Origin of the sequence: Psychrobacter cibarius (assembly GCF_016107535.1) — a bacterium.
GTDB lineage: Bacteria > Pseudomonadota > Gammaproteobacteria > Pseudomonadales > Moraxellaceae > Psychrobacter > Psychrobacter cibarius.
On sequence record NZ_JABASQ010000005.1, the window covers coordinates 61,707 to 88,302 of the forward strand.

At 43.1% G+C, this 26,596-nt stretch carries 24 protein-coding genes; 7 read left to right on the forward strand and 17 right to left on the reverse strand.

What is annotated here, in order from left to right; all coding sequences use genetic code 11:
- Positions 1-7 precede the first annotated feature (7 nt).
- Complete coding sequence (locus JFC08_RS05405; RefSeq protein WP_055125345.1) at positions 8-421, reverse strand: OsmC family protein; 414 nt, start codon at positions 419-421, stop codon at positions 8-10.
- 519 nt (positions 422-940) lie between these two features.
- On the opposite strand from JFC08_RS05405, the gene JFC08_RS05410 reads away from it, so the two are divergent.
- Positions 941-1,462 (forward strand): RNA pyrophosphohydrolase, encoded by a 522-nt coding sequence (locus JFC08_RS05410; RefSeq protein WP_045452438.1) that lies wholly within the window; start codon positions 941-943, stop codon positions 1,460-1,462.
- 96 nt (positions 1,463-1,558) lie between these two features.
- Here JFC08_RS05410 and JFC08_RS05415 read toward each other — a convergent pair whose 3' ends face one another.
- The 3 genes from JFC08_RS05415 to JFC08_RS05425 form a co-directional block, all read right to left on the reverse strand.
- Positions 1,559-2,653 (reverse strand): NAD(P)-dependent alcohol dehydrogenase, encoded by a 1,095-nt coding sequence (locus JFC08_RS05415; protein ID WP_198330006.1) that lies wholly within the window; start codon positions 2,651-2,653, stop codon positions 1,559-1,561.
- Positions 2,654-2,901: 248 nt separating this feature from the next.
- Positions 2,902-3,810, reverse strand: coding sequence for an NRDE family protein (locus JFC08_RS05420; RefSeq protein WP_198330007.1), 909 nt, complete (start codon positions 3,808-3,810; stop codon positions 2,902-2,904).
- Between the two features lie 112 nt (positions 3,811-3,922).
- Positions 3,923-5,554, reverse strand: coding sequence for a DUF4139 domain-containing protein (locus JFC08_RS05425; protein WP_227697659.1), 1,632 nt, complete (start codon positions 5,552-5,554; stop codon positions 3,923-3,925).
- Between the two features lie 277 nt (positions 5,555-5,831).
- Between JFC08_RS05425 and lgt the strand changes: the two genes are divergently transcribed.
- The 4 genes from lgt (at position 5,832) to JFC08_RS13880 (ending at position 8,694) form a co-directional block, all read left to right on the forward strand.
- The gene (gene lgt, locus JFC08_RS05430) at positions 5,832-6,716 is read left to right on the forward strand and encodes a prolipoprotein diacylglyceryl transferase (protein ID WP_087813630.1); all 885 of its coding nucleotides are present in this window, start codon (positions 5,832-5,834) and stop codon (positions 6,714-6,716) included.
- A gap of 74 nt (positions 6,717-6,790) precedes the next feature.
- Entirely contained in the window at positions 6,791-7,681 is an 891-nt protein-coding gene (locus tag JFC08_RS05435; protein WP_198330009.1) for a thymidylate synthase, read from the forward strand.
- Between the two features lie 64 nt (positions 7,682-7,745).
- Complete coding sequence (locus JFC08_RS05440; RefSeq protein WP_198330010.1) at positions 7,746-8,312, forward strand: dihydrofolate reductase; 567 nt, start codon at positions 7,746-7,748, stop codon at positions 8,310-8,312.
- Positions 8,313-8,562: 250 nt separating this feature from the next.
- Entirely contained in the window at positions 8,563-8,694 is a 132-nt protein-coding gene (locus JFC08_RS13880) for a hypothetical protein (RefSeq protein WP_265091442.1), read from the forward strand.
- An 86-nt stretch (positions 8,695-8,780) separates the two neighbouring features.
- Here JFC08_RS13880 and uvrC read toward each other — a convergent pair whose 3' ends face one another.
- A complete protein-coding gene (gene uvrC / locus JFC08_RS05445; RefSeq protein ID WP_198330011.1) occupies positions 8,781-10,625 on the reverse strand; it encodes an excinuclease ABC subunit UvrC in 1,845 nt (614 codons plus the stop codon).
- Positions 10,626-10,767: 142 nt separating this feature from the next.
- Positions 10,768-12,294, reverse strand: coding sequence for a DUF3360 family protein (locus tag JFC08_RS05450; protein WP_045452432.1), 1,527 nt, complete (start codon positions 12,292-12,294; stop codon positions 10,768-10,770).
- Between the two features lie 515 nt (positions 12,295-12,809).
- On the opposite strand from JFC08_RS05450, the gene JFC08_RS05455 reads away from it, so the two are divergent.
- Positions 12,810-13,367, forward strand: coding sequence for a DUF4442 domain-containing protein (locus JFC08_RS05455; protein ID WP_198330012.1), 558 nt, complete (start codon positions 12,810-12,812; stop codon positions 13,365-13,367).
- A 275-nt stretch (positions 13,368-13,642) separates the two neighbouring features.
- Here the strand turns inward: JFC08_RS05455 and rplS are convergent, their stop codons facing one another.
- The 4 genes from rplS to rpsP all read right to left on the reverse strand — a co-directional run bounded on the left by rplS (position 13,643) and on the right by rpsP (position 16,064).
- Positions 13,643-14,035 carry a 50S ribosomal protein L19 gene (gene rplS, locus JFC08_RS05460; protein WP_045445905.1) on the reverse strand — a complete coding sequence of 131 codons (393 nt, stop codon included), beginning with the start codon at positions 14,033-14,035 and terminating at the stop codon, positions 13,643-13,645.
- A 182-nt stretch (positions 14,036-14,217) separates the two neighbouring features.
- The gene (gene trmD / locus JFC08_RS05465) at positions 14,218-14,988 is read right to left on the reverse strand and encodes a tRNA (guanosine(37)-N1)-methyltransferase TrmD (protein WP_198330013.1); all 771 of its coding nucleotides are present in this window, start codon (positions 14,986-14,988) and stop codon (positions 14,218-14,220) included.
- An 87-nt stretch (positions 14,989-15,075) separates the two neighbouring features.
- The gene (gene rimM, locus JFC08_RS05470) at positions 15,076-15,609 is read right to left on the reverse strand and encodes a ribosome maturation factor RimM (protein ID WP_198330014.1); all 534 of its coding nucleotides are present in this window, start codon (positions 15,607-15,609) and stop codon (positions 15,076-15,078) included.
- A 185-nt stretch (positions 15,610-15,794) separates the two neighbouring features.
- Complete coding sequence (rpsP, locus tag JFC08_RS05475) at positions 15,795-16,064, reverse strand: 30S ribosomal protein S16 (protein WP_045452431.1); 270 nt, start codon at positions 16,062-16,064, stop codon at positions 15,795-15,797.
- A 494-nt stretch (positions 16,065-16,558) separates the two neighbouring features.
- Here rpsP and JFC08_RS05480 point away from each other — a divergent pair, with 494 nt between their 5' ends.
- On the forward strand, positions 16,559-18,037 hold the full coding sequence (locus tag JFC08_RS05480; protein WP_198330015.1) for an ATP-binding protein: 1,479 nt from the start codon (positions 16,559-16,561) through the stop codon (positions 18,035-18,037).
- Between the two features lie 76 nt (positions 18,038-18,113).
- On the opposite strand, the gene JFC08_RS05485 is transcribed toward JFC08_RS05480, so the two are convergent.
- From JFC08_RS05485 to atpA, 7 genes are all read right to left on the reverse strand, one after another.
- Positions 18,114-18,293 (reverse strand): hypothetical protein, encoded by a 180-nt coding sequence (locus JFC08_RS05485; protein ID WP_045445897.1) that lies wholly within the window; start codon positions 18,291-18,293, stop codon positions 18,114-18,116.
- Positions 18,294-18,495: 202 nt separating this feature from the next.
- Positions 18,496-20,184 carry an ATP-binding protein gene (locus JFC08_RS05490; protein WP_045445985.1) on the reverse strand — a complete coding sequence of 563 codons (1,689 nt, stop codon included), beginning with the start codon at positions 20,182-20,184 and terminating at the stop codon, positions 18,496-18,498.
- Between the two features lie 314 nt (positions 20,185-20,498).
- A complete protein-coding gene (locus JFC08_RS05495; protein ID WP_045445894.1) occupies positions 20,499-21,215 on the reverse strand; it encodes a response regulator in 717 nt (238 codons plus the stop codon).
- A 641-nt stretch (positions 21,216-21,856) separates the two neighbouring features.
- On the reverse strand, positions 21,857-22,273 hold the full coding sequence (locus JFC08_RS05500; protein WP_021812807.1) for a F0F1 ATP synthase subunit epsilon: 417 nt from the start codon (positions 22,271-22,273) through the stop codon (positions 21,857-21,859).
- Positions 22,274-22,377: 104 nt separating this feature from the next.
- Complete coding sequence (gene atpD, locus JFC08_RS05505; RefSeq protein WP_045452427.1) at positions 22,378-23,811, reverse strand: F0F1 ATP synthase subunit beta; 1,434 nt, start codon at positions 23,809-23,811, stop codon at positions 22,378-22,380.
- A 50-nt stretch (positions 23,812-23,861) separates the two neighbouring features.
- Positions 23,862-24,743 (reverse strand): F0F1 ATP synthase subunit gamma, encoded by an 882-nt coding sequence (gene atpG, locus JFC08_RS05510; RefSeq protein ID WP_045445883.1) that lies wholly within the window; start codon positions 24,741-24,743, stop codon positions 23,862-23,864.
- A 226-nt stretch (positions 24,744-24,969) separates the two neighbouring features.
- Positions 24,970-26,514, reverse strand: a complete 1,545-nt coding sequence (gene atpA, locus JFC08_RS05515) for a F0F1 ATP synthase subunit alpha (RefSeq protein ID WP_045445880.1) — start codon at positions 26,512-26,514, stop codon at positions 24,970-24,972.
- Between the last annotated feature and the right edge of the window lie 82 nt (positions 26,515-26,596).

A 26,596-nucleotide genomic window follows, 5' to 3' on the forward strand; every position in this document is an offset into this window, starting at 1 on the left:
CTTGCCCCTATCCTGCAATCACTTCGAAATCATGGGTGACGTTCACCCCACCTTGTACCAACATTCTACTGGCCGAGCAGTATTTTTCTGCGGACAGTTTTATGGCCTTCTCTACTTGGCTTTCTTTGACATCTTGACCTGTCACCACAAAATGCATGTGAATGTCAGTATAGACAGCTGGTACAGTTTCAGCACGCTGAGCGGTCAACTCGCAACGCACGTCTGTCACTTCTTGGCGCGATTTTTGTAAAATCGCTACCACATCGTAGCTAGCACAACCACCAAGCCCCAATAGAATCAGTTCCATCGGACTTGCGCCTTTTTCTTTATCGGCATCGATCTGTACATTATGCCCTGATGGTGACACGCCCATAAATGCTTTGTTTTCTTGCCACGTTACACTTGCTTTTGACTCTGACATCTTGACCATTCCTTATTTTAATTAGCTCGTTGCCCGATTTTTATTTTCTGGCAATATGTTTTACTTGGCTAGTGTAGCATAAGCCAATGGCACATTTTATCGAGCCCTTATCATCCAAAATCATTATTATTATGAATAGTTCACCTATTTGTCTTTTGCAGCCTTATTTTCAATTAAACCTTTTTACTAAAATTTTCTTAGCAGTGAATTAACATTCATACACCGCCTACTGTTTATTATTCAAACCTATCCTCTTATAGTTCGAACCTATCTTTGCAGTAAGATTCTCCAAAAAACATTACAAAAGTTTAATTATAACTGGTTGATTTTAAACAGTTAAGCTCGTGAAACATTTTATAGCAAAATACTGTTACACATTTTGCTTGTTTCTTGGTTTAATAACGGTAATGAATCTTATTTTGACCTAATATCGACAACCATCACCTTATAATAATTATGATTGCTGTCACGGTTCTAGCTCAAAATAAGCTATTTTAAATAAATTAAAAAGGTTTAATCATGATAGATGCAGACGGCTTTCGCGCCAATGTCGGCATCATCTTGGCAAATACACAAGGGCAGGTTCTGTGGGCAAAACGTATTGGTCACAACGCTTGGCAGTTCCCACAAGGCGGTATCGACCGTGGGGAGACGCCGATGGATGCGATGTATCGCGAGCTCTGGGAAGAGGTCGGCCTGCATCCGCGTCATGTAGACTTATTGGCAGTGACGCAAGATTGGTTGCGCTATCGTCTGCCAAAACGCTATGTGCGGCATGGACAGCACCCTTTATGTATTGGGCAAAAACAGAAATGGTTTTTGCTACGCTTAGATGAGACGAACACTCAACATATCCGCTTTGATGAGGGCAAACCAGAATTTGATCATTGGCAATGGGTCAGTTACTGGTATCCACTTGGACAAGTGATTCATTTTAAACGAGGCGTTTATCGCCGTGCCTTGCAAGAGCTAGTGCCTGAGCTACCTCTAAGACAAGAGCTGATTATTCCTGAACAAGATAATCACTTGTTGATAGGATGAACTGACATTTTGATTAAAAGTAACACGTAATAGAAGAGCCTGTATCCTTTAGATGCAGGCTCTTCTATTATATAGCGATTGTATCTTGCGGAATAATTATGGCTTGATAGCAATTTTTAGTACGCCGTCACGCTGATGCATGAACAAGTCATAGGCCTCTACAATATCATCCAAGGCATAGGTATGCGTCACCATCTCTGATAAATCCACTCGGCCAGACTCGATGACATTCATCAATCGGCGCATACGCTCTTTACCTCCTGGGCAGAGAGCCGTTCTTATCGTATGATCGCCAAGACCAGAGGCGAAATGAGCCATTGGAATGACTAAATCTTCAGAATACACACCCAAGCTTGAGAGTGTACCGCCTGGTTTTAATATTTTGAGACATTGCTCAAACGTAGACTGTAAACCTAACGCCTCGATACTGCTATCCACCCCACGACCGCCAGTGATTTTCATGATCTCATCAACCACGTCAACTTCTGTAAAGTTTAGAGTAATATCTGCTCCCAGTTTCTTTGCCATGGCCAAACGGTCATTATTGCCATCGACAGCGATAATCATTGAGGCACCTTTAATCCTTGCCCCAGCTGTCGCGCATAAACCGATAGGTCCTTGTGCGAATATAGCAACCACATCACCGATCTGAATATTGGCGTTTTCTGCGCCTTTGAAGCCTGTCGACATAATGTCAGGGCACATCAACACTTGCTCATCCGTCAGTCCATCTGGCACTGGACATAGATTGGCCTGCGCATCTGGCACTAGCACATACTCTGCTTGCGTACCGTCAATGTGATTACCAAAACGCCAGCCGCCTGTGGCTTTATAACCGTGACAAGAACATCTACCATCTGCATCAAGATAACCACCGTCTTGTGACGGGAAACCATCTTGACTGGCATAGGAGGTAAACGTTGGGCAAATGGCGCCAGCAATGACTCGCTGCCCTTCTTCATAGCCCATGACTGCGCTACCAAGCTTTTCAATGATACCTACTGGCTCGTGACCAATGGTTAAGCCTTTTGCAACGGCATACTCACCTTTAAAGATATGGATATCAGTACCACAAATGGTCGTGGTGGTAATTTTTATCAAGGCATCATTTGGGCCTACATCAGGGATTTTTTTATCTACAATTTCAATTTTACCTGGTTCAATAAATATCAGTGACTTCATCATGCTCATTTCACACTCCTTGTTTTATAAACATTTACTCAACTGGTATGAACTTTAGTGACATCTATATTTATCTTACGCCATATAAATAGTAATTTAAAGTGAAATCCATTCTTTAATAAAGGGATTGGTGATTTTCTCTTGTTCGATATTAAAACTGTAGTATCAAACTTCTCATGAAAATTGTACGTGAGCCTTATTAAGAGTAGATGAAAAAGCTAATAGATTAAAAAGCTAATAGATGAAAAGCCTATAGGCTACTTATGACTATCATGCCGACATTCTTTATAATTATCATGCTGACACTCTCGGCTTACTAATCTAGCAATATCATCCACTGCTGAATCTGCCAACCGAGAATGACATTTCAGGGTTAAAATGCTTTGGGTACGTGTCGCATAAGTGGGCAAATTATTTTGCGTATGATTAAAAGCGACAGGCTCTATATAAATAGAAGACAGAATCTGCTCAATCTCAACAGCCACTCCAGTCTCCGGCAGCTTATCCACTGGCGCTTGCGTATTATCAGACAATACCGCAAAGGCAGCTTCTTGCCAGTACTCAGGTTCGCTATTCTCAGCGATTAGTGGCAATACTTCTTGGCGCAGCCTGCCTCGCAACTTTTCAGTTTTAAACCAGCTGTCCTCAGGCTGACCATTGGAAATGACATGCAGTCCTGCATATAGTGGCATAGGAGCATGACCACGATTATTGACAATAACGGCTTGCTTGCTATCACCAATAATGAGATTGAACCCAGCATAGTTTTGCAAACTAATCTGCCGTGCAAACTCCATCGGGCTGATATCACTGGTTAAGAAATCCGTGACTAGCGCCCCGCGTGAGCGCTCATCAGAGCTTGCCTGCACGCCATCGCGAAAATTCAATACCGCAGCCCAACGTCCGTTTTGCTGATAATACTCTTGAGGCGCTTGATGACTGTATTGATGACTGTATTGATGACTGTATTGATGATTGGCTTGATGGGGCTGTTGATGAATACCTAGCCAAGTACCGCCACTTTGTACATCGCGTCCTGCAAAAATAGGCTTATCTTCCCATTGATGTAGCGGCTCTGTCGGACGCTGCAAAAACTCATCGCGATTGGACAATAGCACCAAAGGCAGCTCATCAAACAGTTGCCAAGCAATGGCGACAATACACATAAGACTCCTAATTTTACTAAAAATATGCTTAGTAACATGTCATTGCTTAGCAAACAGCCAAGCTTGATTTCGGTTTGAACTTAGTTCACTGACAAATTAGTTCACTGACAAATTAGTTCACTGATAAGTTTTTGCTAGCAGGATAACTAATCTGAGAGGTCGACTGTATGACTTTCGATTGTTTACTTGGTAAATCGAACTCCCACGCAACCATGCCTTTATTGTCATTCCAGTCACGCTCAGTCACTGGCGGTGTATGAGTGATGGTTACTTTAAGACTATCGTCGCGGCTAATCGGCTCACTGCCTAATACTTGTAAATGCATAGATCGGTTGTGCTGATTGGTAAATTGATACGCTTGTGTTTTAGTTAAGGTTTGCGTGCGATTAAATGCGCCTTTATCACCCTGCTTATCTTCATCAGCTATCTGCTTTACGATGGTATTAGGGTCAATACCAAAACCGATACCTTGCTCTTTGAGCGCTTGATAATTATAGCGCGCCTGCCCGACATAATTATCATCACGGTATAGCTGTAGCGAACCATCTACCCAAGCTGGTGTCAAAAACGGTGCGGATGCATACCAATAGCCAGCTGCCTCCACACTCGGCGTACTACGAATCCATAGCTTGCTACTGCCCGACTGCTCATCAATGACCGTCCGTACACGCCTGCCATCGCTTGGAATACTAATACGCTGCGGCAAGCGGTATTCGGTAATGCCGTTTTTATTCTGACTGCTAACGGTAAAGCTTGGCAGCGGTGCCATGTTAGGTGTCGAGGCACCGCCATAGCTGTCTCTTGCAGTTACCACAACAGGCATGTTTTCCGCCATAGGTGGTACAGATATAGTCCGGTTTTCTCTATCTTCTTCATATAGCGAGAAACGCTCTACACGAGGTAATTGGCTGGTCGTGTTTTGATTGGGATTGACAGAGCTTAGCATCAAAGGGACATTGAGCCAGTTTTCTCCTGTCTGCTGGGCAATAACCGCAGAGGCAATGATATTTAATTGCTTGGTTTCAGTATTCAGCCTTGCTTGATACGTTGGCTCCCAACCCGCGCCGCGTACTTGATAGTGCAGTTTTACACTGCTTGGTACTCGACTGGCAGTACGTACACTCACTTGAGTCACACTATTTTGAGTGGAAGTCGCGCTGCCCGCCATTAGTTGGTTGAGCGCATCTTGCGCACGGGCTTGGCGCTGCTGAATTTCTAGTATCCGTTTATTGATACTGACCGCTTGGGTTTCCAGATCGCGCGCATTATTGGCAAGCGTGCCATCTGTACTGATTTGCGTGACCTTGGTTAAATTCTGCAAGTAAGCTTTTGCTAAGCGTGCCGCTTCTAACTCAGCATTGATAACTGCCAAATTATCTTGCTGTGTTTGCACTCTCGCCTCACCTTGATACTGACACTGTGCTGCTTGCTCATCGCTTAAAGTCTCGATACTGACTTCACCAATATTGATGCCTTTTGCTGCTTGTACGCTCACACTGTCTTTATCGATATAAGGGGACAGACAAGAAAAAACCAGTGTCTGCTCACCGCTACCATTGATTGGTAACGCACGAGTCACACTAGCTAAGCCCTGATAAATGGTCACTTGCTCAATACTACTGTTCGCTGCCTGAGCAGGAGTCAAAGCTAAAGCCGCTAAGCTAAATAAACCCAGTGGCATCAACTGTTTTTTAGAGGGTAAAAACTTAGGTAATATTGCTACTTTTGACAACTTAGCTTGCATAATCATTCCTTAAAAATACGGTTAATCCATTAATACGGTGCATTAGCGCAAGCGCGCAGTATCTAACGCTTCATTAAATATAATGAGGCAATATTTATAATGGCATTTATTTTCAGCAACTTTTTTATATCTTAGCGGTTTTCTGGCTTTCTTTCTAGATGTTACCCGTAGCAGATAAGTTGTTATCATGAGATGAGCCTCACCGTAATTTGGTATGCCTCACTGGCTATTTTTGCTATTATGAGCAGCATTCTATTACCAAATTTATGATGCCCTTATGATGATACATCCTCAGTACGATCCTGTAGCGCTGTCTTTGGGTCCAGTAGAAGTGCACTGGTATGGCCTAATGTATTTATTAGCATTTGCCGCCGCCTTTGGTCTGGCTTGGTATCGCAGCACCAAACGTGACAATTGGAACACTGACATGGTGTCCGACTTGGTCTTTTTTGGCGCACTTGGCGTCATTTTGGGCGGTCGTGTCGGCTATGTATTATTTTATCAATTCGGTGAATTTTTACAAAACCCCGCTTACCTTTTCAAAGTCTGGGAAGGCGGTATGTCTTTCCATGGCGGCATGATTGGTGTCTTACTGGGCATGTTATATTTTGCCCGTAAGTATAAAAAGACTCCGTTTCAAGTACTGGATTTTATCGTTCCTTGCGTGCCAACGGGCTTGTTATTCGGTCGTATTGGCAATTACATCAATGGCGAGCTATGGGGCCGCGTCTCTAACGGTGGCTACAACTGGCTTACCTACTTCCCGCAAGCAGCTGCTACTGATATGCAGCAATTGCAAACCAACCCTGAGCTACAAGAATTGATGCTTGAAGTAAATGGGCAGTATTTGCTACCTCGTCACCCCTCACAGCTGTATGAGGCACTTGCCGAAGGGTTATTATTATTCCTATTCCTATGGTGGTATTCATCAAAACCGCGCCCACGTATGGCAGCATCGGCAGTATTTTTATTGGGCTATGGCATTAGCCGCTTCATCATTGAGTTTTTCCGCCAACCCGATGCGGACCAAGGATTTGTATTACTCGGTTGGATGACCAAAGGGCAAATACTCAGCGCTCCCATGATTATTATTGGTTTCATTATGCTGGTATACGCTTACAAACGCGGTATCTATGACTGGGGTAAGCAGTCGGCTTATTAAGCACTAATTCACATCAAGTAGCCTGTTAAAAAACAATACAACTATGCGTTTTAATAGCGTAGAAGAGCAATTTTATGACCATGAGCAACTCCATTATTAGTAACAACAAGCAGCGTAAAAATGAGCAGGCTTATCTAGATTTGCTGCATCTTGTCCTCACTGAAGGCACTGAAAAAGGCGATCGTACTGGCACTGGTACGCTGAGCCACTTTGGCGCGCAGCTACGTTTTAATTTAGCCGACGGTTTTCCCTTATTAACCACCAAAAAAGTCCACTTTAAATCTATCGTCTATGAGCTATTTTGGTTTTTAAGTGGCAGTACGCATGTTGATTATCTACAAGCCAATGGCGTACGCATTTGGAATGAGTGGTCAACGGCTGAACAGACGGCACGCTTTAATCGCCCTGCTGGTGATTTAGGCCCTGTCTATGGTCATCAGTGGCGCAATTATGGCGCAAGCCAGCGTGAAGATGGGAGCTACAATAATGATGGTGTCGATCAAATCACCCAAGTCATTGAGCAAATAAAAACCAATCCCAATTCAAGACGTTTGATTGTGTCTGGTTGGAATCCCGGTGAAGCAGATCAAGTTGCGCTGCCGCCTTGTCATACGCTATTTCAGTTCTTTGTGGCGGATAATAAACTGTCATGCCAGCTCTATCAGCGTTCAGCAGATTTATTCCTAGGTGTGCCATTTAATATTGCCAGTTATGCCTTGCTGACCCATATGGTCGCGCAAGTATGCGGATTAGAAGTGGGCGAATTTATCTGGACAGGTGGCGATTGTCATATTTATCAAAACCACCGCGAGCAAGTTGAATTACAGTTGACGCGTTCGCTATATACGCTGCCGACGCTGACGCTTAATCCTGATGTGAAAGATATCTTTGCTTTCAAATACGAAGACATTAGCGTTGATGGTTACGAGTCGCATCCTGCGATTAAGGCAAAGGTTGCAGTCTAGCATTTGTCTGATTGGAAGTTTTAAATGAGACCAACATTTCAAAAGATGATAAAAAGGATACGTTATGAGTTATGCCCACACCGAAGTTGCCCAAATCGCAGCTATCAGTAGTAACCGCTGTATCGGCAAAGATAATGAGCTACCGTGGCATATCTCAGCAGATTTGCAGCATTTTAAAAGCATGACGACCAAAGAAAATGACGGTGGTATACAAGGTATCGTCATTATGGGTCGTAAGACGTTCGAGTCGATGGGCAGCAAGCCTTTGCCAAAACGCGTTAGCTTCATTATCAGTAGCCAACTGGATTATGCTGAGCAAAAAGGTCTAATCGGCAAAAACAATGCTTACGTGGTGCATAATTTAGATGATGCATTAACGCAAGCAGCAAGTCTGGCACACGGTGCGCATCTTGATACGATTTGGGTGATTGGCGGCGAGCGCGTGTTTAGCGATGCGTTGATGTATACCGATCGTATTGAACTGACTCAGGTCGATACTGAAATCACTGATGGCGATGCCTTTTATCCTGAATTGCCAAATGAGTTTGAAGTGGCCGAAGAATCTGAGCAAATGCACGATGAAAAAAGTGACTTAGACTTTAAATTTGTGACTTATAAAAGAAACGCCTAATCTCATTTAATTATTATCACGTACTACTTAAAAGGAGAAACCACTTATGGACAATTAAAAAAGCTCAGCAACGTTAATTGCTGAGCTTAAAAAACTTTTAGATAAGACAACTATGGAGCTAGACTCCACTGTTAGCTACATATAAAGTTTTGGTTTACCTGTAGGAAGGTCCATATACTTTATAGTAAATGCTAATAAATGTCTATGTCTCCATATTTGTGAAATTATTATCATAATTATGGAGGTCATCATGACCATTCAATGCGGTTATCCTAAAGCTGTGCATGTTCGTTGGTATTTACGCTATCGATTTAATCGTTGGGAGCGCGTTTGCGAGCACTGTCGCCGCTATCCAAACCAGCAGTTAAGTTTTGATTTTTAGCGATTAGAGAGTTTAATCTGCTAAACATTATTAGCGTTAAAACGACAACAGATTTGTTTCTGTTGTCGTTTTTTTAATATGTACCACTACTCGTGCAATACTTTATAAACCGTTTTTGCAAGTACTGGCCCAATCCCTTGCACGCCTGCCAATTCCTGCTGCGATGCACCGAGCAATTGTTGCAATCCGCCAAAATGATTGAGTAAATCACGGCGGCGCTTTTCACCGAGCCCCGGTATGACTTCTAGTACTGACGATGAACGGCGCTTGTCACGTTTCTTACGGTGTGCTGTGATAGCAAATCGATGCGCCTCATCACGGATATGCATCAGTAAATGCAGCGCCTTGCTATCCATCGGTAAATCTAACGGCTCATGATCGATAAAATGCAGCACTTCAAGACCAGCCTTACGTCCTTCGCCTTTTGCCACACTAATCAGCAAAGTATCACCAAGAATACCTAACTCGGTTAATACTTCTTTAGCGATGCCAAGCTGCCCTTTACCACCATCAATCAGCAACAAATCAGGCAATGGCTGCTTTTTATAGCGCCGTGTCAGCACTTGTTTCATTGCGGCATAATCATCACCACCGACAATGTCATGAATCGCATATTGGCGATAATCACGGCGACGCGAGCCACCTTGGTCAAAGACTACGCAGCTACCAATGGTCGCCTCGCCCATCGTATGGGAGATATCAAAACACTCTATGCGATCAATGGTTCTATCAGTGACGTCCGCTAAGACATCTTTTAAGGCACCAAAGCGCGCATGCAACTCTAAATAGTCGCCCAGTTTGGTTTTTAGCGCATTATTGGTATTGAGTTTGGCTAAATCTAACCATTCGGCACGGTGTTCACGGACACTGGTTTTGATCACGACTTTACTACCAAAATGGCTCGCCAATGCTTCACTGACCGCCACCTGATCCGGTAACTCATGACTCAACATGATTTCTGCGGGCAAGTCATCCGTCACCTGAAAATAAAATGAGGTAATAAATGCTGATAAATTATCAGCAAGAGGCTCGCTACTATCAACGTCAGGGAAGTAATTCTTACCGCCAAGAACACGCCCGCCACGTACGGTCAAGACGTTGACACAAGTCATGCCTGCTTGACTGGCAATAGCAATCACATCCGCCTCGCCTTGCACAGTATAAACAGCTTGCTTGGCTTGTACTTCGCGCAGCATAGACAGCTGATCGCGATAAAACACTGCCTTTTCAAAATCTAATTCTTCAGCAGAAGCTTCCATTTTTTCAATCAAAGCGCTATGAATATCGCTAGAGTCGCCTTTTAGGAAACGAATGGTATTATTGACATCTTCTGCATATTCTTCGGCCGATACCAAGCCCACGCAGGGCGCACGGCAGCGCTTAATCTGATACTCAAGACAAGGACGCTTACGTTGCTTAAAAAAAGTATTGGTACATTGGCGCATTTGAAACATTTTCTGCATCAGCACCAGTGTCTCTTTGGCGGCATGAGCAGAGGGAAAAGGACCGAAAAAGCGACCTTTTTGGTGATTGCCTTTACCGCGACCATATGCCAATCTTGGATAAGGCTTATCTGCTGAAATAAACACATAGAGATAGGATTTATCATCGCGCAACAGTACGTTATAAGGCGGACGATATTCTTTAATCAAGTTTTGCTCGAGCAATAACGCTTCGGTCTCACTACGGGTAATAATGGTTTCAATATTATGTATCCGTGCCACTAGCGCCCGTGTTTTTGGATGGTCAATGGTTTTAGCAAAGTAGCTGTTCACACGGCTCTTGAGTGACTTGGCTTTACCGACATATAAGATATCGCCATTTTTACCCAGCATTTTATAGACCCCTGGCAAATTTGGCAGGCGCTGAATTAAATGCTTAAGACGGGCTTTCTTGTCATCGATAGGACTCGATTCTGAGACATTGACCATAGAATTTATTGCTCTTAAAAGTCTTGTAATACTGCTAGTTATGGGGCGGGAGTCATTGTTTTACAAGCCAATTATTATCATAGCATCACCCATAAAAAAGCCAGCACCGAGGCTGACTTTTTCGTGGGTAAGTAAGATGCTATTAATGACGGAAGTTAGCCATCAATGCTGGAATACCCGGTAGCATACCGACAATAGCCATCACACCTGTCAATACCACAAACATAATACCCGGTATGATCCAGCGGCTCATTTTAGTTAAATTAGCACTGCGTTCTTTCGAGCCAATCAAGCCTAAGTTATCAAGCAACAACGTGAGTGACCAACCAAAGGCAGGATTTACAAGCGCTGAAGCAAAGACTACAATCGCAGCAGACTGCGTGGTTTTACCTTCACGAGTCATTTCCATGCCAGCTTCAAGCAGTGGAATGAAAACACCAACGATCAATGCCACACACATCACTGGCTGCCAAATAGCCAAATCCATTGGATAGCCCCAAACTCCTGCGATAATACAGAACAATGCCGTCAATAAGGCACCAGCAGGAATCGGACGTTTGGCAATCGCTGCTGGGACAATATACGTGCCCCACGATGAAGCAAAGTTAGCACCGCCCAATACGGAGCCGACGACCTGACGAAATGAAGCGCTGGTCATTGTGTCATCGATATCCATGAGTACCTTTTCAGTACGTTTAGGATAGCTGATTTTTTGAAAGACCTGATGGCCTAAAAAATCTGGTGACCACATCGCAACCGCCAAAATAGCAAACGGCAGTACGACAATAAAGCTTTCAACCGTAGGTAATCCTAGCATCCAACCGGTATTTTCACCCCACCAATACATTGGATTCATATTTGGTAAGCCTGGTGCAGTTTTGAACTCAAAGGGTGCACCCAATGCAAATGCAAGTCCGCCACCTAGTACACAGCTTAGCGGAACCGCAAGCCAGCGTTTTTGCCAATGCTCAAGTAATGCATACAACAAAATCGTTGCCAAAATAATGAAGAAGGCAATATGCGACATGCCAATACCTTCTGCCCATGCAAAGAGGTTTTTGACCTGTGAGGTGGTACCGATAAACCCTAGGTAAATCAAGAGGCCACCGCACACCCCTTTACTGGTCAAGTTTGCCAGCAGACTGCCCCCTTTACTGATTGCCAATAGCAATCCGAAGGCACCGATAAGTAAACCAAAGGCCATCGGGTGACCACCAGCAGCAACGACGATAGGAATAAGCGGAATAAGGGGGCCGTGAGTACCTGCAAGGTTGGCTGTCGGGAGTAGAAATCCTGAAAATAAGATGATAAAGAATGAAACGATTAATAGCTCATAACGAACGTTTTCTAAAACGAACGCATCGCCCAAACCAAGTGGACCTGCAAATGTTGCAGCAATCGCACCCACCATAACCACTTTACCAATCGTTGCCGCCATTGCAGGAATAGTATCTTCATACTCAAAGCGATAATCACGAAACGGCAAATTGGGACGCCAGCGTTTTGGCTGCATGATTTGTAATTCATGATTTAGATAAGCGTCACGACTGTCAAAGCTTGCGCTTGGTTTGTGTAAATCAAGGTAGCTACCTGATGGCTCGCTGTCGTAATTAGATGGATTTGATGACTGCTGATTAGACCCTGAAGAAGGGATCTGAGTGTTACTCATCACATTTCCTTATGTCGACTGAGGCTTTATTTAACTGATAATTTGATAGTGAAATTTAATGTGACTAAAGCGTCCATTAAAAATTGCAAGCCATTGTATGACATGAGAACTCGAAATGCGAACTTAGAATCACTAAAAAAGTCCATACACCATTATAATATATAAATTAAAGTTTCCATTTAATACAAAATTGAACTTAATAGAAAACCATGAGGAAAAAATACACTTAATATAGGCTTTAAATCAGAATAAATGACCTTTTTCTTAATAATTATCTGTATCTAGATATTTGTTATCACATAACTAAATATTAAAGATAGCTATAATAAATAGTTTATTATAACTTTTAAGTAACGATAGAAAATCCATGTCAGTTACGCTTTAAGCCTAGCGGTTTTGATATTTTTTACTTATGATAAATGCCCTTTCGTGACTGCTCTTTGATAGAAGTACACTAAAAAATTTGACTCAAACGGTATCACTAAAAAATATAAAAGAAGCAATAGGACGAATTTATGAGTTTGCTACCTACCAATTTTGAGACGCTAAAACGCAGAGCCAAACAAAGTATCATGCCGTTATTGACACCCCACCTACTGAAGCTGCGTATCAATACTTATGCACCGTACGTAGGCGCTGGTATCAGAATCGATCACCTCAATCTCGATCAAGGTTTGTGTGTGGTAAGTATGGGGTTGAATACGCTGAACAAAAACATCGTGGGCACTCAGTTTGGCGGCAGCCTGTATTCGATGGTGGACCCATTCTATATGATAATGCTGATGCACCAACTGGGCAGCAGTTACGTGGTCTGGGACAAAAGCTCACATATTGAGTTTATTGCCCCTGGTAATAGCAAAGTCACTGCACGCCTAAAAATTCCTAGCAATGAAATAACCACGATTCAGGAATTAGCAAAAGACGGCGAGCCAGTATTTCGGGAATACCAAGCAGATATCGTCGATGATCAACAAAAAATTATCGCTACCGTCACTAAAACGCTCTATATACGCTTGCGTAAGTACAGCAAATCTAAAGACCAAAATAGCCGTATCGAAAATCTCGATGGTTAGAACTTTAAAGGCAATTTTTAAAACGTTTCTCTAGATTTGTGATTTAAAGCATATTAATTAAAGCGCATTAATTAAAACAACAGAAACAAAAACCCCAATCTGGCATACGCACAGATTGGGGTTTTGTCTTTTTTGGTACTACCCGCTTATTTATATGATAAACCTATGAATAAGGGCTTGTATCTGGCTTTTCGCTATTGCCGAATCGCATAATAGACGGTTCAGCAATAAAGCAATATTAAGCACAATGCTTAAAAGCAGATACTGGATATAATCTAAGCGTTAGCTTTTGGCTTAACAGCTTTAGGTGCACGCGGAGCAAGCTTCTCGCGGATACGTGCTGATTTACCAGAGCGCTCACGTAAGTAGTATAGTTTCGCACGGCGAACAGCGCCACGGCGTTTCACTTCGATGCTATCGATGATTGGTGAATGCAATTGGAATGCACGCTCAACGCCAACACCGCTTGAGATTTTACGTACGGTAAACGCTGAGTTTAAACCGCGGTTACGTTTAGCAATTACAACGCCTTCAAAAGCCTGTAAACGCTCACGCTCACCTTCACGTACTTTTACTTGAACCACAACGGTATCGCCGGGTGCAAAGCTTGGGCGCTCAATCAATTGAGCATTTTCGATGACCTGAACCAATGGATGCTTGTTGCTCATGAGAGTTATCTCCTCACATTAGATAATAGAGGCTTGACGCATATCACCTGTTTGTAATAATGGATCGTATCTTTTTAATGAGACACAACGTAAGTGGGTTATGACAAACGGCCATTATGCTATGACTCGTTTTGTTGTTGCTCAAAATTCTGTTGCTTAACTGTTTATCTTTTTAGCCGCTATCAACGCTGTTTTTTATCTGCTTTCGCCAATGCTTTTAGCCACTTTGCTTGCTCTACCGTTGGCATAAACGCTTGCCATAAGTCTGGACGACGCGCTTGCGTACGTTCGACTTGCTGACTAAAGCGCCACTTCGCAATATTGGCATGGTGACCTGAAAGTAACACTTCAGGCACTGCCATACCCGCAAACTCATGCGGCTTAGTATAATGTGGACAATCAAGCAAGCCATCGACGAACGAGTCTTGCTCAGCTGACTTATCATCACCCATAATATCAGGCAGACGACGTATCACACTATCCATTAGCACCATTGCTGGTAGCTCACCACCGGTAAGTACGTAATCACCAAGCGATATTTCCATGTCGACATATTGCGATAGTAGGCGCTCATCAATACCTTCGTAACGACCGCATAATATAATCATGCCGTCATACTCAGTCATATCGACCACACTACTCTCACTCAGCGTCTGTCCTTGTGGCGACATATAAATCACCGGACAGTGCGCTTTGTCGACACGGCAGCCATGCTGACTTGCTCGTAGGCGCGCATCCTCAATCGCTTGGGATAATGGCTCAGCCATCATCACCATGCCAGGACCGCCACCATACGGACGTTCATCAATACGGCGATAATTGTCACTGGTAAAATCACGCGGATTAATGCATTCAATCGTCACTTGCTTCTGAGTGACTGCTCGACCCGTGATTCCAAACTCACGAATCGTGGCAAACATCTCAGGGAAAATACTAATAACGGCAAAATACATTAGGTATCTACTTGCGCAGTGGCTAATATTGGCTAAATAAATCGGTGTTATTACTGATAAAGCTTAACCGCAAAGTTAAAATTATTATCAATAATCACTCGGCCATGCCACCAGCACTGTCTTTTCAGTCAGACTGACCTGTACTACAGTTTGCTTGTGCCATGGAATCAGGCGCTCATCGGCATCTAAACTGTCTGAGTTTGCCGCAACTCGCATAATAGCGTGAGCGCCAGTCTCAAACATCTCAGTAATGTCGCCTAGATACTCATCCTGCTCATTTACAACGCGCAGGCTGACCAAGTCCGACCAGTAGTATTCATCTTCAGCGGGTTCTGGCAAGATGTCTTGCTCGACCCAAAGAGTTACCCCGTTCATAGTCTCAGCAACATTGCGATCAGGAATCTGCTCAAACTGAGCCACAATTCCTGCGCCTTGCTCACGCCAAGCCTTAACGGTTAAAGGTTTCATGCCGGTAGCGGTTTTCATCCACCAAGGTTTAATGTCAAATATCGCCGTACGATCATCTGTCTCACTAAATACCCAAAGCCAACCTTTGATGCCATAAGGCTTTTTGAGCTGACCAATTTTCATAAGGGCACTAGCGTTTGGAGCAGAAGACATAACGGCTAACCTAACAATGATGAACACAGCGAAGATAAATAAAAAGCAATTAAAAACGATAAACGCAGTTAAAAGCGATAAACAGTTAATGGCGTACCTAGTTAGACCAGTTACGCTATGTTTTTTACTAAAGTCTATAGAGACTGCTTATAGACGAGCTATCAGCGTCTCAGTGACCACAGAACTTAAGCAGTTGCTTCAGTTTGCGCGACAGACTTGTTGAAAGCTTTTACCAATGAAGCAACGCGATCTGAAGGTTGTGCACCTTTTGCGATCCACGCATTGTACGCTTCCATATTTAGGCGTACTGCTTCTTCAGACTCTTTAGCGAGTGGGTTAAAAAAGCCGATGTTTTCAATATAGCGACCGTCACGCGCGCGGCGTTGATCAGCAACAACTACTTGATAAAATGGGCGTTTCTTGGCACCGCCCCGTGCTAAACGAATAACAACCATGTGAATTCTCTCTTTCGCAGGTATACCAAAAAGGGCATAATTATATCACAGTCTTGATTTATTGAAAACATAAACTGCGCTTATTTAATTATTTATTAACAATAGCTTAAATGCCCATCGATGTAAAATACAATTGATCATCACCACTGATTTTTAACTGAAGATACTACCTCTACATCATGTCCAAGTGGCTCGTTGCTGTATTATTCAGCGCTGTGTTATTCGGTGCTATATTACTCAGTACTATATTAGTGCAAATTTGAGTATTCAATTGTTGCCTACTGTTTTAAAGCCATCCGTGTCATTCATTGATTATGCTACTCTATGACATAGTCAGCGAGTGAATGATGCTATCGCCTAACGAATTGCGCCATCGCTCAAGAATCGCAACCATTATGCTATTCATAAGTATCACACGTTGTTTTTGAACGACATAAGAAAGCACCATTTTTACACTAAACTCAATAAAGCATCTTTTAATATGTTGGATCCATATGACCACACCAAAATCGCAACCACGTCGCAAAGGGCGGTTTACGCGCTCTTACTCCAACACTTGGCTGACAACCTTGATGGTCTCTTTCATTGTTCTTATCAGTGTCAGCTTGTCGATTCTGTTTTTTTGGCGCAGTCTATATTTACCCGAGCTTAAAAACCATGCGCGTTACTTGACGAGCGAGCTGCAGTTGATGAATAGTGTCAACAAAGACTGGAAAAATCGTCCTGAAGTACGCCAATGGATTTATCAACACTCGCATGTCGTGGTAGTGAATAACCCTAATGATTTTCCAGCAGTGTCTGATAAGGCCTTTGTCGGCGTCTTTACTGATGTCTTACAACGCGAAATCGGTGCGCAATTGGGTCGACCTGTCGAGGTTTATTTTAAATTCAAACCGACACCGCAGCTTTGGGTGCAAGACAGCCGTGATGACAGCTTTTGGATTCGTGAACCCGTGGTTTATTATTCGCAATATAGTCCAGCATTATTGGTGCTGTTTCTCATTGGATTGCCTATTTTATCGCTGCTGACCATTATTCTACTGGCGCGGCAATTAAATCGTCCGCTACGATATTTGCAGCGTGCCGCGACCAACTATATTCGCCTCGGTCATGCCACTACGTTGCCAACACAAAAAGGCCCTACGGAGATACGTCAGGTCAACATGGCATTCAATCGTCTATTCACGACGTTAAATCAAGCACAAAAAGAGCGTACAATTATGCTCGCTGGTATCTCGCATGATCTGCGAACGCCCTTAACTCGTATGCGTTTGACTGCTGAGATGCTACCTGATGACTTTTTTCGAGAGGGATTAATTTATGATATTGAAGACATGGATGCCATTTTAGAGCAGTTTATCTCGTTTATGAAAGATGGCTCCGATGAGCCAGTCAGCCTAACCAATTTGGATACCATCTTTAATGAGATCATGGTGCAATTTGCACCAATGGAGTTCATCTATCAATCAGAGTGTCACAAAGTGGTTCCTGTGCGCCCCATGTCTATCAAACGCCTTGTGATCAATCTGGTCAATAATGCCAAGCGTTATGGCAAACCGCCCATTTACCTGTCAGCGACTGTTGTGCCAACTTTTATAGAAACCATTGAAGAGGAAGATAGCGATGTCGTCAGTGAAAATGTCGTCAATAGAGAGGCGCAAGAACAATTGCTGATATGTGTGCGTGACTGTGGTGATGGCGTTGCAGAAGATCAGTTAGAACGTATTATGCAGCCTTTTGAACGCGGAGAGACAGCACGTACCACACAAGGCAGTGGTTTAGGTCTAGCGATTGTCGATCGTATTGCCAGATTGCATCATGGGACGGTAGAAGCCATTAACCATCCCGACGGAGGTTTACAAGTGTGTGTGCGTATTCCCCTACTTTCCAAGGTTGCTGGAGATACAACCATGGCAGCCGATACACAAGAAACGCCTGTCTTTAATGACAAGACATGGAACAAAGAAGACTGATAGCTGCTGAATGGTTCATCACTAAAGCTAATAAATGGTCAAAACAATTCGCTGCGACTATTTAGTTGTATAACACCTAGTCTTTGTTTCCAATGATAGGTGGAATATATTTGGCGCTATTCGTAAACGCTAATGGCTGAGTAATATTTTCTTGCGCTGCTGTTAACGTTTGCGTCGTCGATGGCTGCTGCAAGAATAGGTAGTAGCCCAACGTTATTGCATTTAGTACCACCAAACCACCAAATAAATATGGCATCCTTTACCCTCCTCTGATCTAAAGCTATCTTTAAACCGTTAATAATAAAAATTAACCGGCAATTCTATCTAAGGTGTATATCCATTCTAAACATGAGATTGAGAACACTGCTTAGAAATTGAGCCAGTTTATTTGTCACACACTGCTTAATTGATGCTGCTATTTTTATACTAGAAAATAACGACAATCCTGTGCAGTGGCATTATTTATCTTCAAAACCACGCTCGCTTTTTTCTTGCGTCAGTTCATCAGCAGCCAAAATTTGTGTCAGTGGTTTGATAGGCCACGTCATGACAAATCGTGCACCGCCAAGCTCTCGGCTCTCATCGACTTTCATACTGCCATTAAACCAAAAGGCAATGCGCGATACGATAGACAAGCCTAAACCATAGCCGCCTGAGGCACGCGTGCGACTGTCATCTAAGCGTGAAAATGGAATAAAGACCTTTTCGCGATCTGCTTCTGGAATACCATGACCATCGTCCTCAACACTAACAAAAGCATTGCCCTTTCTGACGCCAGCACTAATGATAATTGTGGTCTCTGCATAACGTAAGGCATTGCCCGCCAAATTTTGAATCACGCGGTGTAAATAACGCCTATCTGCGACAGCGGTTACTTTAGCATTCGGCAGCTTGGTCACTATTTTGATAGGCTTACCCAAGGCATTGGTTTCACGCTCAATCTGCTCCAATAACTCTCTAAGATTGACTGGTTCTAAATCTAGCTTTGGTGAGCCTTCTTCGAGCTTAGCATAAGTCAAAATCTCATCAATCAAGCCATTAAGCGCTTCGATATCTTCATCAATAAAATCACGCTGCATAAAACGTGAGTCTTCGTCATCCGTATCAGCCAGCATATCAACGGCAAAACGGATACGAGCCACCGGTGTACGAAGCTCATGTGATACCGCTCGCGTTAATTCTCGCTGCGACTCAATAAGGCGCTTGATATGCGAGGTCATGGCATTAAAAGTCGCGGCTAAACGGGCAATTTCATCCTGCCCAATGACTTGAACTTGACTTTCAAGATTACCTTTACTCACCTCATTGACACCAACCTGAATCAACTGCAATTTACGCTCAAGTGGAAAAATCAACGCATACACGCCTAAGCTGATTAAAAACATGCTGATAAGAATCATACTAATAATCAGATTAAGTGGGAACCAATTGAATAATGGCACCGGACCAATCAATATCGCCATGTCATTGATTTCAGAAGGCACCACTACTCTAATAGCCGAATTACTTTTACTGCTATTGGTATCTTGTAAGGAAATAACCACTTCATCTCGGCGTAATCGTGCAAGCTGATCGGTATCTAAATCTAGTGTATTGACGGCTTTAAACTCTAAAGGAAAGGAAAACTTTTTTTCCAGTTCAGCCAAACGTGCACGCTTGTCAGATAACGTCACATAGTAAGACAAATCATCCAATAAAAACACAGCGATTGCCCGTACTTGCTGCTCAGTCACTTGCGATATCCTGGCGGTCAAAACACTTTGATTGTCTGGTAGACGATAATACACATCGGCATAGACAGGTTGTTCGGTATAACGAACGACCGTATTGCCATTTTCAAAACGCCGCAGTTCACTGGCATTAAAGTCTACTTCATCAATAGGCAAAACTTTGAATTCTGAGCCAAATAAACTACTGGCATCAGACAACCAATATTCACGCTGTTCTTCACTTTCCTGATGAGCGATACCTTCACTCACCAGATGAAAAGCCCCTGTTGCCATGTTTTCACGGTAGGATTGGACGCGCTCTTTGTTGATGGTATCCATCAACAGTTGAGCAAATAATGCCACACACAAACAGACTATGAGTAGCCCAGCATAAATACGAACAAAGATACTGTGTTTTAAAGAAGAGACTAATGACATACGTGCCGTAACCAACTTAATGAATAAAAACTGCCGACATCATTCAGCAAACAAGCGCTGCGTGATAAATGATATCAAACACTGTTGAATAAAAAACCATTCTGGCTGCTGTATTTTAATTTATAACTGAGCATCACCTAAAATCCATTTACCTCATGTACATTTAGGCAGCACCCACAATAATTGCTTAATTAAACCACATAACGCTGTATTTAAGTTCAAAAATTAAAATTTAGCCACAAAAAAACCAGCCTAGTTGCTGGTTTCTTTGGTCATGCTAATGAGCAATAAGCCGTTGCCGGAGCAAAATTGACTTAGTTGCCTTCTTTAACGAACAAATACCCTTTACTACGAACAGTTTTGATACGTTTTGGATTTTCTGGATCATCACCGATTTTTGGACGAATGCGTGAGATACGAACGTCAATTGAGCGATCTTGACCGTCATATTCAATACCACGTAGACGCTCAAAGATATCTTCACGCGAAAGAATTCGACCCGCATTAGAAGCAAGCAACCATAATAAGTCATATTCAGCGCTGGTGAAATCAACCAATTCATCACCTAAATTCACTGAACGACCGCCATTGTCGATGACCAGTTCACCAAATTCTAGGCGCTGTGGTACATCTTCTGATGGGGCATTTTCTGAGCGACGTAATAACGCACGAATACGTGCTAGCAAGACACGTGGCTGAGCAGGCTTAGCGACATAATCATCCGCACCCATCTCAAGACCCAGTACCTGATCCATATCTTCAGTACGCGCAGTCAGCATCAAAATAGGATTCTGATAGTGCGGGCGTACTTCACGACATACCGTCAGTCCATCGCTACCAGGAAGCATGACATCAAGTACGACCAAATCTGGTTGTTCACTGACGATGCGACGAATAGCACGATTGCCATCGGTTTCGATAGCGACTTCTAAACCATTTTTGACCAAGTAATCTTGAGTCAACATGGCCAGACGCTCATCATCCTCAACAATCAAAATTCGGGGGGTGTTGTCTTCTTCATTCGTTGTCATTGTTATATCCTCTAATACATCTCATTTAAAAGCAGTAAAAGTAAGAGCGGTAAAATTAATAGCACCATTAAGTGGCACAATTGATGTTGGTATAGCTGTTACAAACTTGGTAGCACAGTATACTATTAAACATACAGCTTCCTATACTATAGCTTATAGTCGTTAACAAAACCTATAAACTACACCCATTAAAACTTTAGTTTACGTCCAAAAATTATGAGCTTTATACAAATAATAGCAAGTGAAATGTTTTTTTACGACCCTTTCCTCACCTGAATTTCTATAAGTAGCCAATCTTAATGTAGCGCACAGCGATAGAATACTTGATTGATACCGACACTTGTATTCCTGTTACGTCTAATATAGCGACATATCACCTTTGCTGCCAGTGACTTTTTCATCTATTATCCCAGTATTGCCTATTATCATTCGATACATAAGTAGTAAATGCATAGTTAGTTAACATTCATATTTAAAAAACTGGCTGTCGAGATCGAAATTGCATCATAAATAGTGTATTTATCCTCGATCAACAAGCATAGAATATTAAATAATAAACATAAAAAAACAGCCCATGATGGACTGTTTTTTTATATCTGTGGTAAGAGTCAAAAGGAAACTCTAAAATTTTCCACAAAAAATTAAGCGCGGTTTTTGTACTTACGGATAGTCTGTAGCTGTGCCACAGACTCTGCTAATGATGCTAAAGCTGCATTAGTTTGTACAGTATCCGATTGATTAACCAGCATCTGCTCAGCCTTTTTACGTGCTTCGACAATTTTGCTTTCATCAAGGTTATGTGCACGCATCGCTGTATCAGCCAATACGGTAACCATCTTCGGCTGTACTTCTAAAACACCGCCTGATACATAAATCACTTCTTCTTCACCGTTTGGTGTTTGCACTCGCATCGCACCCGGTTTTAACAAAGTAATAAGCGGTGTGTGACCTGGCAATACACCAATCTCGCCTTCGGTACCAGTAGCTATTAACATGCTAATTTCGCCTGAATACAACTCTTCACGAGCACTTACGACGCGACATTGTAACGTTGCCATACTTAACTCCTTACGATCAAAACACAATCAAAACTGCGAGGCGTTACTAACTGGCAAATAGACTTTTTATGGTTTATCTGCCCTTTAGCAAATGCTAACACAACTTACGCTGCAGTAGATTTCATTTTTTCTGCTTTAGCAACAACTTCGTCGATGCCACCAGCCATATAGAACGCTTGCTCTGGTAGGTCATCGTATTCACCCGCGATGATTGCTTTAAAGCTAGCAATGGTATCGCGTAGTGGTACATATTTACCAGGTGCGCCAGTGAAAACTTCAGCAACGTGGAATGGCTGTGACAAGAAGCGCTGGATCTTACGCGAACGATAAACGACTAGTTTATCTTCTTCTGACAACTCATCCATACCCAAGATAGCGATGATGTCTTTTAGCTCACGATAGCGCTGCAAAATCTCTTGCACGCCACGAGCAACGTTATAATGCTCTTCGCCAATGACTAATGGATCTAGCTGACGCGAGGTTGAATCTAGCGGATCAACCGCAGGATAGATACCTTGTGAAGCAATATCACGACTCAATACAACCGTTGCATCCAAATGCGCAAACGTCGTTGCTGGTGATGGATCCGTCAAATCATCCGCAGGGACATATACTGCTTGAACTGAGGTGATAGAGCCAGACTGAGTTGAGGTAATACGCTCTTGTAGCATACCCATCTCTTCAGCAAGTGTTGGCTGATAACCAACCGCAGATGGCATACGACCAAGTAGTGCTGATACTTCAGTACCGGCTAGTGTATAACGGTAGATGTTATCAACAAACAGCAATACGTCACGACCTTTGCCAGTGGCAGGATCTTTCGTATCACGGAAGTATTCAGCCATGGTCAAACCAGACAACGCAACACGCAAGCGGTTACCCGGTGGCTCATTCATCTGGCCGTATACCATCGCAACTTTAGATTTGCTAAAGTCTTCAGTGTTTACAACGCCGGCTTCTTGCATTTCGTGATAGAAATCGTTACCTTCACGAGTACGCTCACCAACACCAGCAAATACTGACAAACCTTCATGTTTTAGAGCGATGTTATTGATCAGCTCCATCATGTTAACGGTTTTACCAACACCAGCACCACCAAACAGACCAACTTTACCACCTTTAGCAAACGGGCAAAGTAGATCGATAACTTTAATACCAGTTTCTAACAGCTCAGTGCTGTTTGACTGATCCGCGTAGCTTGGCGCTTCACGGTGGATAGACCATTTTTCATCAGCTTCTACAGGACCTTCTTCATCGATAGGACGACCAAGAACATCCATGATACGGCCAAGCGTACCAATACCAACAGGCACAGCAATAGGCGCACCAGTGTTAGTGACTGTTAAGTTACGCTTTAGGCCTTCAGTTGAACCCATTGCGATAGTACGGACGATGCCATCACCTAGTTGTTGCTGTACTTCTAGGGTGGTTTCGGTACCATCTACTTGCAAGGCATCATAAATCTGAGGAACTTCACTACGGTTGAACTCAACGTCAAGAACCGCGCCAATAATCTGTACAATACGACCGCTACTCATTGCGTTCTCCTTGAACTTCTGTATATAGTGGGTTTCATAAGGGGTTTCAATTATGAAACAGCAGCAGCACCGCCAACGATTTCCGAGATTTCTCGGGTAATCGCCGCTTGACGCAGCTTGTTATAAACCAACTGTAAATCGTTAATTAGGTCACCAGCATTATCTGTCGCCGCTTTCATCGCAACCATACGTGAGGACTGCTCAGAGGCAATGTTTTCCATTACCGCTTGATACACAATCGACTCAATATAGCGGCCAAGCAGCTCATCAATCAATGTTTTGATATCAGGCTCGTAGATATAATCCCAGCTCAGTTCTGTTTGAATGCCGCTCTCTTCTTCACCAAACGCGCTGTCTGGTAAAGGTACCAACTGATTGACAGTCGGCTTTTGGGTCATCGCATTAACAAACTTATTATAAACCACATAGATGCGGTCTATTTTACCGTTAGTATAATCGTCAAGCATCGCTTGAACCGGTGCGTTTATCTGCTCAAACGTTGGCTTATCACCATAATCGGTTACTGCCGAGGTCACTTTACCACCAAAGTTTTTGAAAAAACTCACACCTTTAGCGCCAATGACTGCAAACTCAGTTTGTACAGATTGATCTTGATACTGCTGGATACTCTTAGATAAAGCTTTGAATAAGTTAATATTCAAACCACCCGCCAGACCGCGATCAGAGGTAATGACAATATAGCCAACCTTATTGACTGGACGCGAGACCATATACGGATGTTTATAGTCTGATGAGGCATGCACCAAATGTGAAATAACCCGGCGCATACTATCAGCATACGGGCGACCCACTTCCATGCGCTCTTGGGCACGGCGCATTTTACTTGCCGCAACCATTTGCATAGCACGAGTAATTTTTTGGGTGCTTTTAATACTGGTGACTTTGGCACGTATCTCTTTTAAGCTTGCCATAATGATTCCAATATAAGAGGGTTAAAAAGCATTGGCGCATGCGACAATTATTTAGTATATAACATCAATCTAACAGATTAATGTTATATATTTTGTGCATGACGCGATCTAATACCGTCAATGGTTAGAACAGTGGCGCTACTGTCTTAATAAAAAAATACAAGACAATGCGCCACTTTATTAGCCATCAAAGACAGCCATAACCAATTCGGCTTAACCCGTTAAATTAATAACTGTGATTTTGTTTAAAGGTCTCTAAAGATGACTTCAAACGACCTGCGATATCATCATTATAATTCGCAGTATCATCAATCTCACGCATCAATTCACTTTGCTCATCATGCATATAGCGTAAGTAAGCTTCTTCAAAAGAACCGATTTTTTCGACAGGAACGTCCGCTAAAAAGCCTTCATTCGATGCATAGATAACTGCAGCTTGCTCAGAGATTGACATTGGCTGATACTGCTTCTGCTTCATCAATTCAGTCACACGCTCACCATGATCAAGCTGTTCGCGAGTCGCGTCATCAAGATCTGATGCAAACTGAGCAAAGGCAGCCAATTCACGATACTGAGCCAGTGCAGTACGGATACCACCAGATAGCTTCTTGATGATCTTAGTCTGAGCTGCCCCGCCCACACGAGATACCGAGATACCAGCATTAACTGCTGGACGGATACCTGAGTTGAATAGGCTTGATTCTAAGAAAATCTGACCATCGGTGATTGAAATCACGTTAGTCGGTACGAATGCAGATACGTCACCAGCTTGGGTTTCAATAATTGGCAGTGCGGTTAAAGAACCGGTTTTACCAACTACTTCACCGTTAGTGAACTTTTCTACGTACGCCGCGTTTACGCGTGATGCACGCTCAAGTAAACGTGAATGTAAATAGAAGACATCACCAGGATACGCTTCACGACCTGGCGGACGACGTAGCAATAGTGAAATTTGACGATAAGCAACGGCTTGTTTTGATAAGTCATCAAATACAATCAGTGCGTCTTCACCGCGGTCACGGAAGTATTCGCCCATCGTACAACCTGAATACGGTGCGATATACTGTAGTGCTGCTGGTTCTGACGCTGAAGCGACGACGACAGTCGTATATTCAAGGGCACCAGTTTGCTCAAGCTTGCGTACGACGTTTGCAATGGTAGAACGTTTCTGACCGATTGCGACGTATACACACTTGATACCAGATGATTTCTGCGCGATGATCGCATCGATAGCCATCGCGGTTTTACCCGTCTGACGGTCACCAATGATAAGCTCACGCTGACCACGACCAATTGGAATCATAGTATCAACGGCTTTATAACCCGTCATTACTGGTTGATCTACTGACTGACGATCAATAACGCCTGGGGCGATTTTTTCGACTTTGTCAGTCATTTTGGCATCGATAGGACCTTTGCCATCAATAGGATTTCCCAAGGCGTCAACAACACGGCCTAGCAGCTCAGGACCTACTGGTACTTCAAGAATACGACCAGTACAATAGGCTTTTTGACCTTCTTGCAGCTTTAGGTAATCACCAAGTACTACCGCGCCGACAGAATCACGCTCTAAGTTAAGCGCCATTCCATAGATTTCGCCTTCAAACTCAATCATTTCGCCGTACATGGCATCTTCAAGACCATGAATCTGCACGATACCGTCAGATACTTTGACAATCGTGCCTTCATTCTTTGCAGTTGCACCCGCATCAAGGTCTTGAATACGCTGCTTAATCAGGTTACTGATTTCCGCTGGATTCAATTGTTGCATTGCCTTGTTTCCTTTAATTTATGATAACCCGCCCACTGACTTAAATGCTCTTACTTTCACGCAGATCATAGATGACTGCGCT

Coding starts and splice junctions, on each gene's coding strand:
- atpG (WP_045445883.1), bottom strand. CDS start 24,743: ATGGCAAGCTTAAAAGAGATACGTGCCAAAGTCACCAGTATTAAAAGC.
- rplS (WP_045445905.1), bottom strand. CDS start 14,035: ATGAGCAACAAGCATCCATTGGTTCAGGTCATCGAAAATGCTCAATTG.
- JFC08_RS05485 (WP_045445897.1), bottom strand. CDS start 18,293: ATGCCATATTTATTTGGTGGTTTGGTGGTACTAAATGCAATAACGTTG.
- JFC08_RS05440 (WP_198330010.1), top strand. CDS start 7,746: ATGAGTTATGCCCACACCGAAGTTGCCCAAATCGCAGCTATCAGTAGT.
- JFC08_RS05410 (WP_045452438.1), top strand. CDS start 941: ATGATAGATGCAGACGGCTTTCGCGCCAATGTCGGCATCATCTTGGCA.
- JFC08_RS05420 (WP_198330007.1), bottom strand. CDS start 3,810: ATGTGTATTGTCGCCATTGCTTGGCAACTGTTTGATGAGCTGCCTTTG.
- JFC08_RS05405 (WP_055125345.1), bottom strand. CDS start 421: ATGTCAGAGTCAAAAGCAAGTGTAACGTGGCAAGAAAACAAAGCATTT.
- JFC08_RS05495 (WP_045445894.1), bottom strand. CDS start 21,215: ATGACAACGAATGAAGAAGACAACACCCCCCGAATTTTGATTGTTGAG.
- JFC08_RS05425 (WP_227697659.1), bottom strand. CDS start 5,554: ATGCAAGCTAAGTTGTCAAAAGTAGCAATATTACCTAAGTTTTTACCC.
- JFC08_RS05415 (WP_198330006.1), bottom strand. CDS start 2,653: ATGAGCATGATGAAGTCACTGATATTTATTGAACCAGGTAAAATTGAA.
- JFC08_RS05490 (WP_045445985.1), bottom strand. CDS start 20,184: ATGTCATTAGTCTCTTCTTTAAAACACAGTATCTTTGTTCGTATTTAT.
- trmD (WP_198330013.1), bottom strand. CDS start 14,988: ATGTATTTTGCCGTTATTAGTATTTTCCCTGAGATGTTTGCCACGATT.
- uvrC (WP_198330011.1), bottom strand. CDS start 10,625: ATGGTCAATGTCTCAGAATCGAGTCCTATCGATGACAAGAAAGCCCGT.
- JFC08_RS05450 (WP_045452432.1), bottom strand. CDS start 12,294: ATGAGTAACACTCAGATCCCTTCTTCAGGGTCTAATCAGCAGTCATCA.
- rimM (WP_198330014.1), bottom strand. CDS start 15,609: ATGTCTTCTGCTCCAAACGCTAGTGCCCTTATGAAAATTGGTCAGCTC.
- JFC08_RS05480 (WP_198330015.1), top strand. CDS start 16,559: ATGACCACACCAAAATCGCAACCACGTCGCAAAGGGCGGTTTACGCGC.
- JFC08_RS05435 (WP_198330009.1), top strand. CDS start 6,791: ATGACCATGAGCAACTCCATTATTAGTAACAACAAGCAGCGTAAAAAT.
- rpsP (WP_045452431.1), bottom strand. CDS start 16,064: ATGGTTGTTATTCGTTTAGCACGGGGCGGTGCCAAGAAACGCCCATTT.
- JFC08_RS05500 (WP_021812807.1), bottom strand. CDS start 22,273: ATGGCAACGTTACAATGTCGCGTCGTAAGTGCTCGTGAAGAGTTGTAT.
- lgt (WP_087813630.1), top strand. CDS start 5,832: ATGATGATACATCCTCAGTACGATCCTGTAGCGCTGTCTTTGGGTCCA.
- atpD (WP_045452427.1), bottom strand. CDS start 23,811: ATGAGTAGCGGTCGTATTGTACAGATTATTGGCGCGGTTCTTGACGTT.
- JFC08_RS13880 (WP_265091442.1), top strand. CDS start 8,563: ATGACCATTCAATGCGGTTATCCTAAAGCTGTGCATGTTCGTTGGTAT.
- JFC08_RS05455 (WP_198330012.1), top strand. CDS start 12,810: ATGAGTTTGCTACCTACCAATTTTGAGACGCTAAAACGCAGAGCCAAA.
- atpA (WP_045445880.1), bottom strand. CDS start 26,514: ATGCAACAATTGAATCCAGCGGAAATCAGTAACCTGATTAAGCAGCGT.